13 protein-coding genes are annotated in these 12,827 nt (G+C 55.8%); 7 read left to right on the forward strand and 6 right to left on the reverse strand.

The features are described from left to right. The 4 genes from prfB to xerD form a co-directional block, all read right to left on the reverse strand. Positions 1 to 1,099, reverse strand: a protein-coding gene (gene prfB, locus HV127_RS02100) for a peptide chain release factor 2 (RefSeq protein WP_182234848.1) whose coding sequence is annotated in 2 segments (ribosomal slippage) — positions 1 to 1,023 and positions 1,025 to 1,099 — 1,098 coding nt in all. Because the reading frame shifts where the segments join, the coding sequence is not laid out codon by codon here. An 85-nt stretch (positions 1,100 to 1,184) separates the two neighbouring features. Further along, positions 1,185 to 2,918: a single-stranded-DNA-specific exonuclease RecJ gene (recJ, locus tag HV127_RS02105; protein ID WP_182234850.1), complete on the reverse strand. Its 1,734-nt coding sequence runs from the start codon at positions 2,916 to 2,918 to the stop codon at positions 1,185 to 1,187. A gap of 5 nt (positions 2,919 to 2,923) precedes the next feature. Further along, complete coding sequence (dsbC, locus tag HV127_RS02110; protein ID WP_181484942.1) at positions 2,924 to 3,637, reverse strand: bifunctional protein-disulfide isomerase/oxidoreductase DsbC; 714 nt, start codon at positions 3,635 to 3,637, stop codon at positions 2,924 to 2,926. Positions 3,638 to 3,660: 23 nt separating this feature from the next. Continuing rightward, positions 3,661 to 4,557: a site-specific tyrosine recombinase XerD gene (xerD, locus tag HV127_RS02115; RefSeq protein ID WP_182234852.1), complete on the reverse strand. Its 897-nt coding sequence runs from the start codon at positions 4,555 to 4,557 to the stop codon at positions 3,661 to 3,663. Between the two features lie 121 nt (positions 4,558 to 4,678). Between xerD and fldB the strand changes: the two genes are divergently transcribed. Further along, the gene (gene fldB, locus HV127_RS02120) at positions 4,679 to 5,200 is read left to right on the forward strand and encodes a flavodoxin FldB (protein WP_182234854.1); all 522 of its coding nucleotides are present in this window, start codon (positions 4,679 to 4,681) and stop codon (positions 5,198 to 5,200) included. An 8-nt stretch (positions 5,201 to 5,208) separates the two neighbouring features. On the opposite strand, the gene HV127_RS02125 is transcribed toward fldB, so the two are convergent. Next, positions 5,209 to 5,619 (reverse strand): protein YgfX, encoded by a 411-nt coding sequence (locus tag HV127_RS02125; RefSeq protein WP_110276702.1) that lies wholly within the window; start codon positions 5,617 to 5,619, stop codon positions 5,209 to 5,211. After that, positions 5,600 to 5,866, reverse strand: coding sequence for an FAD assembly factor SdhE (gene sdhE / locus HV127_RS02130; protein ID WP_110276703.1), 267 nt, complete (start codon positions 5,864 to 5,866; stop codon positions 5,600 to 5,602). Before sdhE ends, HV127_RS02125 begins: the two co-directional genes overlap by 20 nt. 243 nt (positions 5,867 to 6,109) lie before the next feature. On the opposite strand from sdhE, the gene ygfZ reads away from it, so the two are divergent. The 6 genes from ygfZ (at position 6,110) to HV127_RS02160 (ending at position 12,827) form a co-directional block, all read left to right on the forward strand. Continuing rightward, complete coding sequence (gene ygfZ, locus HV127_RS02135; protein ID WP_182234856.1) at positions 6,110 to 7,093, forward strand: tRNA-modifying protein YgfZ; 984 nt, start codon at positions 6,110 to 6,112, stop codon at positions 7,091 to 7,093. 259 nt (positions 7,094 to 7,352) lie between these two features. Continuing rightward, positions 7,353 to 10,151, forward strand: coding sequence for a transcriptional regulator DagR (gene dagR, locus HV127_RS02140; protein WP_182234858.1), 2,799 nt, complete (start codon positions 7,353 to 7,355; stop codon positions 10,149 to 10,151). Positions 10,152 to 10,271: 120 nt separating this feature from the next. Continuing rightward, on the forward strand, positions 10,272 to 10,697 hold the full coding sequence (locus HV127_RS02145) for a PTS sugar transporter subunit IIA (RefSeq protein ID WP_182234860.1): 426 nt from the start codon (positions 10,272 to 10,274) through the stop codon (positions 10,695 to 10,697). Between the two features lie 12 nt (positions 10,698 to 10,709). Then, positions 10,710 to 11,195: a PTS system mannose/fructose/N-acetylgalactosamine-transporter subunit IIB gene (locus tag HV127_RS02150; protein ID WP_181484936.1), complete on the forward strand. Its 486-nt coding sequence runs from the start codon at positions 10,710 to 10,712 to the stop codon at positions 11,193 to 11,195. A gap of 25 nt (positions 11,196 to 11,220) precedes the next feature. Further along, positions 11,221 to 11,970, forward strand: coding sequence for a PTS sugar transporter subunit IIC (locus tag HV127_RS02155; protein WP_110276708.1), 750 nt, complete (start codon positions 11,221 to 11,223; stop codon positions 11,968 to 11,970). Beyond that, positions 11,967 to 12,827 (forward strand): PTS system mannose/fructose/sorbose family transporter subunit IID, encoded by an 861-nt coding sequence (locus tag HV127_RS02160; protein ID WP_167492726.1) that lies wholly within the window; start codon positions 11,967 to 11,969, stop codon positions 12,825 to 12,827. Before HV127_RS02155 ends, HV127_RS02160 begins: the two co-directional genes overlap by 4 nt.

Raw genomic sequence — 12,827 nt, forward strand, 5'->3', positions numbered from 1 at the left:
TCATAACCCTGCTTTCAAACTTGCTTCGATAAATTGATCCAGGCTGCCGTCCAGCACTGCCTGAGTGTTGCGGGTTTCCACCCCGGTGCGCAGATCTTTGATGCGGGAATCGTCCAGCACGTAAGAACGGATCTGGCTGCCCCAGCCGATGTCGGATTTGGTATCTTCCATCGCCTGCTTCTCGGCATTTTTCTTCTGCATTTCCAGTTCATAAAGCTTGGCTTTCATCTGCTTCATGGCCTGGTCTTTGTTTTTATGCTGTGAACGGTCGTTCTGACACTGCGTCACTAAGCCGGTCGGAATATGGGTGATACGCACCGCAGACTCCGTACGGTTAACGTGCTGACCGCCCGCACCGGATGCGCGGTAAACGTCGATACGCAGATCCGCCGGGTTGATTTCGATATCAATATCGTCATCCACTTCCGGGTAAACGAACGCAGAGCTGAAAGAGGTGTGGCGACGGCCGCCGGAATCGAACGGGCTCTTACGCACCAGGCGATGGACGCCGGTTTCGGTACGCAACCAACCGTAGGCGTAGTCGCCGATAATCTTAATGGTGACGGACTTAATACCCGCCACTTCGCCTTCAGACTCTTCGATAATCTCGGTTTTAAAGCCGCGCGCTTCGGCCCAGCGCAGATACATACGCGTCAGCATGCTGGCCCAGTCCTGCGCTTCCGTACCGCCGGAACCGGCCTGGATATCCAGATAGCAATCGGCGCTGTCGTATTCACCGGAGAACATGCGGCGGAATTCCAACTGCGCGAGTTTCTCTTCCAGCACGTCGAGTTCAGCAACGGCTTCGTTGAAGGTTTCTTCGTCGTCGGCTTCAACGGCCAGCTCCAGCAGACCGGAAACGTCATCCAGCCCTTGGGACATCTGATCCAGCGTATCCACGATGGCTTCCAGTGAGGAACGTTCTTTGCCCAGCGCCTGTGCGCGCTCTGGCTCGTTCCACACGTCCGGCTGTTCCAGCTCGGCGTTTACTTCTTCGAGACGCTCTTTCTTAGCATCGTAGTCAAAGATACCCCCTAAGAACGTTCGAGCGCTCCGTGAGGTCCTGAATGCGGTTATTTACCGGATTTATTTCAAACATGGTCGGTTTCTTTTAATGGATTCGTCAAAATGCGGTGATAAGAGCGGAATTCTACCGGATTCGCGCTCCCATTAATATACTGTTGTCAATTTGGCCAGAGGTGGTCAATGATCAGCTGCAGGCTGCGGTTGCCGCGGAACTCATTGATATCAAGCTTGTAGGCAAGCTGGACTTCGCGCACGCCGTTATCTGGCCAAATGGAAGTATCGACATTAAACGCGATACCATCCAGCAGCGGGCCGCCGCCAACCGGTTCAACCATCACTTTCAGGTGACGTTCGCCGACCAGGCGCTGCTGCAAAATGCGAAAATGACCATCAAACAGCGGTTCGGGGAACATTTGCCCCCAGGGGCCCGCATCGCGCAGCATTTGAGCGACTTCCATGCTCATTTCAGCCGCTGCTAACGGGCCGTCGGAAACCACTTCCCCTTGCAATAGCGCGGGGTCGAGCCACTCGGTCACCAGTTCGCCAAAGCGCTGCTGAAACTCATCAAAGCGCGCCTCTTCCAGCGACAGTCCTGCCGCCATGGCGTGACCGCCGAACTTCAGAATCATGCCAGGATAGAGCGTATCCAGGCGCTCCAGCGCATCGCGCATATGCAGCCCCTGAATCGAACGACCGGAACCTTTTAGCAGTCCGTCTCCGGTGGGCGCAAAAGCGATGACCGGGCGGTGAAAACGCTCTTTAATACGTGAAGCCAGGATGCCGACCACGCCCTGGTGCCACTGCGGGTGGTACATCGCCAGCCCGCCAGGCAGCGTCTCGCTGCTGCGCTCCAGCTTTTCACATAAGGTCAGCGCTTCCGCCTGCATCCCCTGTTCAATCTCTTTGCGCGTCTGGTTTAGCGCATCCAGTTCATTCGCCAGCACCCGCGCTTCGCCGGTACTCTCGCACAGCAGCAATGCGACGCCGACGGACATATCATCCAGCCGTCCGGCCGCATTAAGGCGCGGACCGAGAGCAAAACCGAGATCGCTGGCCGCCAGCTTTTGCGGATCGCGATTAGAGATTTCCAGCAGCGCCTTAATACCCGGACGGCATTTACCCGCCCGAATGCGGCTCAGCCCCTGCCAGGTCAAAATACGGTTGTTGGCATCCAGCGGCACCACATCTGCCACGGTGCCAAGCGCCACCAGGTCGAGTAAGTCAGCCAGATTCGGCGGCGCGATGCCGCGCTCCTCAAACCAGCCTTTATCACGCAGGAAAGTGCGCAGCGCCAGCATCAGATAAAAAGCCACGCCAACCCCGGCCAGCGATTTCGATGGGAACTCACAGTCGCGCAGGTTTGGGTTAATGATCGCATCAGCTGCGGGCAGCGTGTCGCCAGGCAGGTGGTGATCGGTCACCAGCACCGGAATGCCCAGAGCATGGGCGTGATCGACGCCAGCATGTGATGAGATACCGTTATCAACGGTCATAATCATCTGCGCGCCGCGGGCATGAGCCTGATCGACCACTTCCGGGCTCAGGCCGTAACCGTCTTCAAAGCGGTTAGGCACCAGATAGGAAACGTTGCCGTAACCCAGCGCGCGCAAGGCGAGCACGCTCAACGCCGTACTGGTGGCGCCATCGGCGTCAAAATCGCCAACCACCACGATGTGCAGTTGTTGCTTAAATGCGCCGTAGAGCATTTCTACCGCTTTTTCGACGCCGGTCAGTTGCGCCCACGGCAGCATGCCTTTCACGCCGCGTTCCAGCTCCTGCGCACTGCGCACGCCCCGGCTGGCGTACAGCCGTTGCAGGAGCGGAGGAAGGTCTGGAGGTAAGTCGGCGCCGTCAGCCGCCTCCCGGCGGCGTAGTTGTATCTGTTGTTTCACGCGAATCAGTTACCGCTTGTCTGTTTTTGATGCTCATCAAGGAGCGCTTTCAGGTCTTTAGGATCGCGATAGCCCGGCATAAGGGTCCCGTCGCTCAGCACCATCGCCGGGGTGCCGTTAACACCAAGCTGCACGCCAAGCGTGTAGTGTTTAGCGATATCAACATCGCAGCTGGCAGCCTCTACGGCTTTGCCGCTCATGGCGTTATCCAGCGCTTTGTTAGGATCTTTGGCGCACCAGATAGCCTTCATATTCTGCTCGGCTTCGCTTTGCAGTCCCTGGCGCGGGAAGGCCAGGTAGCGCACGGTGATACCCAGCGCGTTGTAGTCGCTCATCTGCTCGTGCAGCTTGTGACAATAGCCGCAGGTAATGTCGGTGAAGACGGTGATGACGTGTTTTTCCTGCGGCGCTTTGTAGACAATCATCTCTTTTTCCAGCGCGTTGAGCTTACCGGCCAGCAACGTGTTGGTAACGTTCACCGGCTGCGCGCCGCTGACATCGTACATCGGCCCCTGGATGATGTGCTTACCATCATCGGTGACGTACAGAACGCCGCTATCCGTCAACACGGTGCTGATGCCCTTGACCGGAGAAGGTTGCACGTCCGTGCTCTGCACACCCAGCTTTGCCAGCAGCTGCTTAATCGCCGCGCTATCGGCATGTGCTGCACCGGATAAGGTGGTCGCCAGCAGGGTGAACATCAGTAAACCTTTTTTCATACTCAATCCTTTTTATTCAGCGCTCACGCACGCGGGTGATGCTGTTGATGAAGTTGTCGCAGACGCTCGGTCGCCACGTGGGTGTAGATCTGCGTCGTGGAGAGATCGCTGTGTCCTAACAGCATCTGCACCACGCGTAAGTCCGCGCCATGGTTAAGTAAATGCGTGGCGAACGCATGGCGTAACACGTGCGGGGAGAGCTTTGCGCTGTCAATCCCCGCCAGTACGGAATAGTGTTTAATCCGATGCCAGAACGTCTGGCGCGTCATCTGCTGCGCGCGCTGGCTGGGAAAAAGCACATCGGACGCCACGCCGTTCAGCAACCAGGGACGCCCGTACTCAAGGTAATTCTCAACCCACAGTACCGCCTCTTCGCCTAACGGTACCAGTCGTTCTTTATTGCCTTTACCAATCACGCGCACAACGCCCTGGCGCAGGCTGATGTCGCTCATGGTCAAGCCCACCAGTTCTGAGACGCGCAGACCCGTCGCGTACAGCACTTCCAGCATCGCTTTATCGCGCAGCTCCAGCGGTTGCTCCACCAGCGGTGCCTGCAGCAGACGTTCAACCTGGGCTTCGCTCAGATCCTTCGGCAGCCTCTGCGGCAGCTTTGGAGATGCCAGCAGCGCGCTTGGATCATCCGGGCGGATTTTTTCCCGATAAAGATGCTGAAAGAAACGACGTACGGCGCTCAGCAAGCGTGCAGTACTAGTGGCTTTATAGCCCCCGGTCTGGCGCTCCGCCAACAGCGACTGAAGATCCTCGCCGCTCACGCTGGCAAGCGACAGCCCGCGATGATGCAGCCATTCGACCACCATCGTCAGGTCCCGGCGATAGGCGCTTAGCGTGTTCTCCGCCAGATTACGCTCCAGCCATAAAGCATCGAGAAACTGCTCGATTTGTGCGAGATCCTGTTTCACATCGGCCTCTTTGCTTATCAAAACGGCGTCATTATACCCTAAATAATTCGAGTTGCAGGCGGCCACGGCCTTTCTGGTAGACTAAGCACAAAGTCACAACAAGAATTGAGACATTTTTGCGATGAACATAGGTCTTTTTTACGGTTCCAGCACCTGCTACACCGAAATGGCGGCGGAAAAAATCCGCGATATCATCGGCCCTGAGCTGGTGACGCTGCATAACCTGAAAGATGATTCCCCTGCCCTGATGACGCAATATGACGTGCTGATCCTCGGCATTCCAACCTGGGATTTCGGTGAAATCCAGGAAGATTGGGAGGCCGTCTGGCAGCAGCTCGATACGCTGGATCTGCAAGATAAGATCGTCGCGCTATACGGTATGGGCGACCAGTTAGGCTACGGCGAATGGTTCCTTGATGCACTGGGTATGCTGCACGACAAGCTGGCAACCAAAGGCGTGAAGTTCATCGGCTATTGGCCAACTGAAGGCTATGAGTTTACCAGTCCGAAACCGGTTATCGCCGACGGGCAGCTGTTTGTTGGGCTGGCGCTGGATGAAACTAACCAGTACGACCTGAGCGATGAACGTATCCAGAGCTGGTGCGAGCAAATCCTCGGCGAAATGGCTGAGCAGTTCGCCTGAGGCTTGACTTAATCTTGCGCCGATTTCTGTAACACCAGTCGGCGCAGGTCTCGCCACTCTCCCGCGTCCATACTATCTGCCGCGACCCACAGATGCTGGGTACGGTGGTTTTTTGTATCCCGCAGACGCAGCAGCATTCCGCTATTGATCACCCACGGGGTACCGACGATTTCCCACTCCGCTTTTTGCCAGCGCAGTCGGGAGTCCATCAGCAGTTTTATTTCGCCCTGACGGGCGTGAATCCGCCTCTGGCTGCGCACGCAGTCAAACACCACCAGCGATAGCAGTATCAGCCATAACGGGGTGTAGCTGAGCGGCCAGGGCATCAGCAGCACGAGTGCCGCCACAACGCCGTGCAGCAGCAGTGAGAACCACTGCGCTCGCCATGAGATGCGTAAATCAGATTGCCACAGGACCACGTTCCCGATTCCGTATCTGAATTAATTTTACCATCCGTTGCAGTTCCGCATCAGCCGGTTCACCATGGTTCATTAACCAGTTGAACAGGTCCGGATCGTCGTTTTCCAGCAGGCGGATGAACAACAGCTTGTCACCATCGCTGAGCGTATCGTACTCGTACTCAAAAAACGGCATGATGGAGATATCGAGTTCACGCATCCCCCGGCGACACGCCCAGTGGATACGAGCTTTATTGTTAATATCCATGTTTACTTCCTACTTATAAATATTTCTTAGTTTAACCCGTTTTCGCCACTGACTTCACAGGAATATCAAGATTCGCGAGCGCGCCTCCATGAAAACCCTAAAATTATCAGGTCTTTCATTATTTCCTGCGGTATAGCTTCCCACCATTGAGGGCACAAATGGCTTGCCGAAAGCGCTTGCATTGCACTCTAGCTCTTTTACCATTAGTCACACACTCTGCGTTAAGCTATTCGGGATATGACTATGGCTTTTACACCTTTTCCTCCGCGTCAGCCTTCCTCTTGCGCGCGTCTGCCGTTAACGCTGATGACGCTGGATGACTGGGCGCTGGCGACGATTACCGGTGCGGATGGCGAAAAATATCTGCAAGGGCAGATTACCGCTGATATCAGTCAACTAACCAACGAGCAGCACCTGCTTGCCGCGCATTGCGATGCTAAAGGCAAGATGTGGAGCAACCTGCGCGTTTTCCGCCGTAACGAGGGGTTTGCGTGGATTGAACGCCGCAGCCTACGCGACGCGCAATTGACTGAACTGAAAAAATACGCGGTGTTCTCTAAAGTGACGATCGCCGCCGATGATGAACTGGTGCTGCTGGGCGTCGCCGGTTTCCAGGCCCGTGCTGCGCTGGCACCGCTGTTTAGCGAACTGCCGAATGCCGACAAGCAGGTTGTCAGTGAAGGATCCACCAGCCTGCTGTGGTTTGAGCATCCGGCCGAGCGTTTCCTGCTGGTGACCGATGAGGCAACCGCCACCCGCGTCACCGAGGCCCTGCGCGGTGAAGCGCAGCTTAACAACAGCCAGCAGTGGCTGGCGCTGAATATTGAAGCCGGACTGCCGGTTATCGACAGCGCCAACAGCGCACAGTTTATTCCGCAAGCGACTAACCTTCAGGCATTAGGCGGCATCAGCTTTAAGAAAGGCTGCTACACCGGTCAGGAAATGGTTGCCCGCGCAAAATTCCGCGGTGCCAACAAGCGTGCTCTGTGGTCCCTGGCGGGGAAAGCCAGCCGCGTGCCGGAAGCCGGGGAGGACCTTGAGCTGAAAATGGGTGAAAACTGGCGTCGTACCGGCACCGTTTTAGCCGCCGTGCAGTTAGACGATGGTCGCCTGCTGGTGCAGGTGGTGATGAATAACGATATGGAGCCGGACAGCGTATTCCGTGTGCGCGATGATGCCGGTAGCCTGAGCATCGAACCGCTGCCGTATTCGCTGGAAGAAGGTTAAGCCTCAATTAAGCCGTCTCCCCGGAGGCGGCGCAATGCGCCTGTCCGGGCTACCGGACAGCAGGCGGCTGTGAACTTGTAGCCGGCCATATAGTAGCTCCGCCGGGGAATCTCCCGAAAACGATACCGCCTCCCTGCAGTCTCTCAACGGCCATATCCGTCTTTGAGCTAATGCACCATCTCTGGCCCCAGGCCACTTTCATGCATAGCAGAATAGTGTATGTTCTGAACAATCATTTATTTCTTAAGCGGTAAAGAGAATGAGACGGATTGAGGTAATACAGGGAGAGCTGGCGCGGCTGACGAGCGGCTTGAGTCTTGCAGATTTAGCGCAGGAGACGGCGTTTACGGCAGAAGCCATCGGCTTTAACCTTGGGCTGGCGCGTAACTCAGTGAGTAAAGATCTCAATCAGTTGTGGAGCGACGGTTTGGTCATTAAGAGCCGTGGCCGTCCGGTATTCTTCCTGCACCGTCAAGCGGTGGAAACGCTGCTGGGACGCACGCTGGAGGAATCCGAGCGTGAAGTGCGCACGGTTGCCGATCTGCTCCCCCATCAGGAAGACCACTCGACTGATGACCCTTTTAGCGGCCTGATTGGTTATGACCGTAGTCTGCGTGACGCGGTGGAAAAAGGCCGCGCTGCGGTACTTTATCCCCACGGGTTGCATGTGCTGTTGACCGGCCCTTCCGGCGTTGGCAAAACCTTCTTTGCCGAACTGATGCATCGCTTTGCCTGCGAACATGCAACGGGAACTGCGCCGCCGCTGGTCTACTTTAACTGTGCAGAATATGCCCATAACCCGGAACTGCTCTCCTCGCACCTGTTTGGTCACCGGCAGGGGGCATTTACCGGAGCAAACGAGAATAAACCCGGTTTGGTTGAACAGGCCGATGGTGGCTATCTACTGCTCGATGAGGTCCACCGTCTGCCGTATGAAGGGCAGGAAAAGCTATTCTCCATTCTCGACAAAGGCCAGTATCGCCCGCTCGGCTCGAGCGCCACTGCGCGCTCAATTTCGGTACGCCTGATTTGTGCAACGACTGAACCAGTCAGCTCGGCACTGTTGCGCACCTTCCAGCGGCGTATTCAGGTCTGCATCGATCTGCCCGGTATTCGCCAGCGCTCGGTGGAAGAACAGGTTGAATTGATTGTCGGTTTCTTACAGCGTGAGAGCCGTAAAATCGAGCGCACAATAAGCATCGACAAAACGCTGCTGCTCTGGCTGTTAAATAAACCGCTGGAAGGCAATATTGGCCAGCTCAAAAGTGATATTCAGTTCCTGTGTGCCCAGGCGTGGGCATCAGGGATGACGGAGCATAGCGATACGCTACAGTTGGATAAACGGCTGGCGGAGATGCCGTTTAACGCCACGCCGGAGCAGCGTCTGCTGGTCGATACGCTATTTGACGGTAAAGAGCGGCTAAGTGTTGATGCGCGCACGCTGCCGGCGTTGAAAACCTCGCTGGCGACGGGAGCGGAGATTGAAGAGAGCGATCTCTTTTACAGCTTCCTGACTCGCGAATATGTCAATCTGCGCAACAGCAACGTTCCGCCAGCTGAAACGCTGGCAATCCTGAAAAACAAGCTCAGTTCAATTTTTGAATATGGTCTCTACAGCCGCGACAATATTGCCCATCCGCCGCGCTATGGCGATCAGATTGAGGAGCGCGTGACGCTGCTGATTGGTTGCGTGGAGCAGGTGCTTACGTTTACGCTGCCAGAAAACCTGGTGAATCCGCTGCGTAAGCACTTTCTGGCGCTGATTGGCTACGTGCAGCGTGGTCTTATCCCGCAGCTTTACTCCTCCAGCCTGATCCTCGACCGCTGTAAAGATGAATACGACAATGCCACGCTGCTGTGTCGAAAAATCAACGAGCTACTGCATATCCAGTGCCCGGCGACGGAAGTGGTCTGGCTATGCCTGTTCCTGAAGGAATGTCGACATTACCGCCAGCGCATCGACGCCAGCCCGGACTGCGGGGTGATTTTGATTGCCCATGGTTCGACGACGGCCACCAGCCAGGCGCAGTACGTGAACCGGGTGCTGGAGCGCGAGCTGTTTAGCGCCATTGACATGCCGTTTGAGCAGTCGGTGCATGACACCCTCGAAACGTTAATCCAGATGATCCAGGCCCGACGCTGGCAGCGGCTGATATTGATGGTAGATATCGGCTCACTGATTCATTTTGGCAGTACGATCAGCAAGCTATTTCAGATTGACGTACTGCTGATGCCCAATATAACTCTGACCAGCCTGCTGGAGTTAGGGCTGGACTTAAGCTATGAAACCAGCGAGTTACCACAGCTGGCGGCGTTAATGCAGAGTAAAGATATCCCCTGCCAGCTCTGCACGCCGCAGCAGGAGAACGGCGGTAAAGTACTGGTAATCTCCTGCATTACCGGCATGGGCACGGCGGAGAAAATCAAAAAGGTGCTGGAGGAAAGCTTTGGCGAACTGATGTCACAGGACACGCGGATGGTGATCCTCGACTACAATGAGGTGCGCAGTCTGGAGCGGGTCCAGCAGGCGATTAACCCCAGCGAACGGTTGGCGGGAATTGTCGGCACCTTCCAACCCGGTCTGCCGGATATTCCGTTTATCTCGCTGGAAGAATTGTTCTCCGAACAGGGGCCGGAGCTGGTGCTAAGCCTGCTGACACCGGATCTCTCAAGCAGCGAACGCCGCCTGGAGATGGAGCGCAGCGCGATGCGTTTTATCAGCGCGCTAACCATGGAAAGCATCATCAACCATATTTCGGTGCTCAATCCTCAGCGCATTCTCAAAGAGATGGAAGGCGTGCTCAACCATCTGACCACCTCACTTTCGCTGAAACCGAGCCGCCAGGTGACACTGCGCTTCCTGATCCACTGCTGCTGTATGGTCGAGCGTATCGTGATTAACCGCAAACCGTTACAGATGTCGCTGGAGAACAAGCCCGATCTGGATGCCCGGGCGTTTAGTGTCATTAAATCCGCCTTCCTGCCTATCGAAGAGGCTTATGCCATCCGTTTATCCGACGCGGAATATTTTTATATCTACGAACTGTTGTATCGCTAACCCCTTATCTGGCGTGGCTCTGCGCCTCGCCAGCCCTCTCTCCTCCCCCACGTGACACAAATTCTGGCACAGCCTTTGCTCTTACTACGTGTGTAAACGTAATAGAGCCAGGAGGCCATTTTGACTACCACTGAACCCTTGTCCCAAATCCTGCTGCTGACGCATGGCGGCTGGGGGCAACAGCTTTGCAACAGCCTGTGCATGGTGACGGGCGAAATCAAAGGCGTGACGGAGATTGCGCTGATGCCCGTCGATACGCTGGGCGAATTTTACCAGCGTGTCGAAGCCGTTGTGAAAACCATGCCGGAAGGCTCACTCATTCTGACCGATTTTGTTGGTGGTACCACCTCAAACGTGGCGGCGCGACTGAGTGCGGATTATCCGGTGGCGGTGGTTTCCGGGCTAAATGCCTCGCTGTTGCTGGAGGCGCTGGACAGGCGTGAAGAGGGGCCGCTCTCTGCCTGCGTGGCCGAGCTGGTGGAAGCCGCACGCAGCAGCTGTCTGGACGTTGTCGCCCACGTTCGTCAATTACAACAACCACAATAAGGGAAAAATATTATGGCTAACATCGTGTTATGTCGCATCGACAGCCGCCTGATTCATGGACAGGTGGTGACAAAGTGGGTCGGACAATCTCAGGCCAACCGGATTGCGGTAGTCAGTGATGAGCTGGACGCCGATCCGTTTATGAAAAACATCTATCTGATGGCCGCGCCACCAAACATTAAAGTGGATTGCTACAGCAATCAGAGCTTTGCGGCATCGTGGAAAGAAAATCAGCTTGGCGATGGCAACGTGCTGGTGCTGTTCCCTTCTCTGGCGGCGATTCAGGAAGCCGTACAGCTGGGGTTTGATGTCTCCGCCATTCAGGTGGGTGGTTTAGGCGGCGGGCCGAACCGCAAAGTCGTTTTCCAGAACATCACGCTGGATGAAAAAGACGTTGGCATTCTTAACGACCTGAAAAGTCGCGGGATTAAGGCAGTATTCCAGACCATTCCGGAAGATAAGCCGCAGTCTCTGGACGATATCCTGAAAAAATTCTAATCCTCTGATAACAGGGTAAATAATTATGGATACTTTAGTCTTTGCAAGCCTGATGGGATTGTATTACTGGTTTGCCCGATTACGCCTTGGCTACACCTTCTCCGCCATGCTGCTACAGCCGGTGGTTATCGCCGTCTTCGTCGGCTTGCTGCTCGGCAATATGCAAACGGCAATGATTATTGGTGCGGGCATGCAGCTCGTCTATCTCGGCGTAACTTCGACGCCGGGCGGTAACGTACCGTCGGACCCGGCGCTGGCCGCCTGTATTGCTATTCCCATTGCCGTGAAGGCCGGGATGGATCCGAACCTGGCGATAGCGCTGGCGATTCCGTTTGGCGTGATCGGCGTGTTCCTCGACCAGTTGCGTCGTACGCTGAACGCCGCCTGGGTGCATATGGCGGATAAACATGCGGAAACGGCGAATATGGCGGGCATTATGCGCTGCGCCTTCCTCTACCCGGCACTGCTTGGGCTGGTACTGCGCTTCCCGGTGGTATTTGCCGCCAACTATTTCGGCCAGAACGTGGTGGAAAGTTTCCTCAAGCTGATGCCGCACTGGCTGACCCACTCCTTTGAAATCATGGGCGGGATCCTCCCGGCTCTGGGTTTCGCCATCACCATTATGGTGATCGGTAAAAAGAGCCTGCTGCCGTGGTTCATTGGTGGATTCTTCGCGGTGCTGTATCTGAAGGTAGACATCATGGCGATGGCCATCTTCGGCACCTGCGTGGCCTTCCTGATTAAAGGCCTGGCGAAAAATGAAGGAGCAGCATGATGAGCAGCGACGTAATGCAGAATGAACTGGTCGAACGCGCACGAGTAAGCGGCACGCTGACCAAAGCCGATATCACTAAAGCCTGGTTTATCTACTGGTTGGGTGCGGAAGTTTCCAGCTCCTATGAGCGTTTGCAAAGCCTGATTTTCTGCGCCTCGATGACGCCGATCATCAAAAAGCTTTACCCGCAAAAAGAGGAGCAGGTAGAGGCGCTAAAACGTCATCTGAACTTCTTCAACTCAGAGCAGACCTTTGGTGCGGTGATTCAGGGGATCTCCATTGCGATGGAGGAGCAAAAAACCCGCGGCGAGCCGATTAGCGACGCCTCGATCACCGGGATTAAAACCGGCCTGATGGGGCCGCTGGCCGGGATGGGCGACTCCATTATCTGGGCCGCCGTGATGCCGCTGCTGATTGCTATTTTTATTCCGTTCGCCGCCAACGGCAGCGCAATGGGCGGTATTGTGCCCTTAATTCTCTACCCGGCGATTACGCTGGCGATTAGCTACGGCATGGTGCACAAAGGCTACACGCTGGGGCGCGACTCAATAATCGGCCTGCTGCAAGGGGGGCGAATCAAAGAACTGATCTACGGCGCGAACGTGCTGGGTTTGATCATGATGGGCGCGCTTTCGGCGAGCTACGTCAAAATTACCACGCCGTTAAAAATCAGCGCCCTGAAAGGTTCTGAGGTGGTCGTCCAGCAGATCCTCGACTCCATCGCACCGGGCCTGCTGCCGCTAGCGGCGGTATTCGCGGTCTACTTCTATCTGCTGAAGAAAGGGCCGCGTTACACCACTATTTTGCTGTCGATTGTCGCGCTGAGCGTGGTCTGTTCGCTGTTGGGAGTACTGTAA

It is taken from the genome of Klebsiella sp. RHBSTW-00215 (assembly GCF_014103785.1).
In the GTDB taxonomy this organism is placed as follows: domain Bacteria; phylum Pseudomonadota; class Gammaproteobacteria; order Enterobacterales; family Enterobacteriaceae; genus Klebsiella.

Excerpts from the sequence above, each read along its gene's own strand:
- HV127_RS02155 (WP_110276708.1), top strand. The coding sequence starts at position 11,221 with ATGGATACTTTAGTCTTTGCAAGCCTGATGGGATTGTATTACTGGTTT.
- fldB (WP_182234854.1), top strand. The coding sequence starts at position 4,679 with ATGAACATAGGTCTTTTTTACGGTTCCAGCACCTGCTACACCGAAATG.
- HV127_RS02150 (WP_181484936.1), top strand. The coding sequence starts at position 10,710 with ATGGCTAACATCGTGTTATGTCGCATCGACAGCCGCCTGATTCATGGA.
- HV127_RS02160 (WP_167492726.1), top strand. The coding sequence starts at position 11,967 with ATGATGAGCAGCGACGTAATGCAGAATGAACTGGTCGAACGCGCACGA.
- dagR (WP_182234858.1), top strand. The coding sequence starts at position 7,353 with ATGAGACGGATTGAGGTAATACAGGGAGAGCTGGCGCGGCTGACGAGC.
- dsbC (WP_181484942.1), bottom strand. The coding sequence starts at position 3,637 with ATGAAAAAAGGTTTACTGATGTTCACCCTGCTGGCGACCACCTTATCC.
- ygfZ (WP_182234856.1), top strand. The coding sequence starts at position 6,110 with ATGGCTTTTACACCTTTTCCTCCGCGTCAGCCTTCCTCTTGCGCGCGT.
- sdhE (WP_110276703.1), bottom strand. The coding sequence starts at position 5,866 with ATGGATATTAACAATAAAGCTCGTATCCACTGGGCGTGTCGCCGGGGG.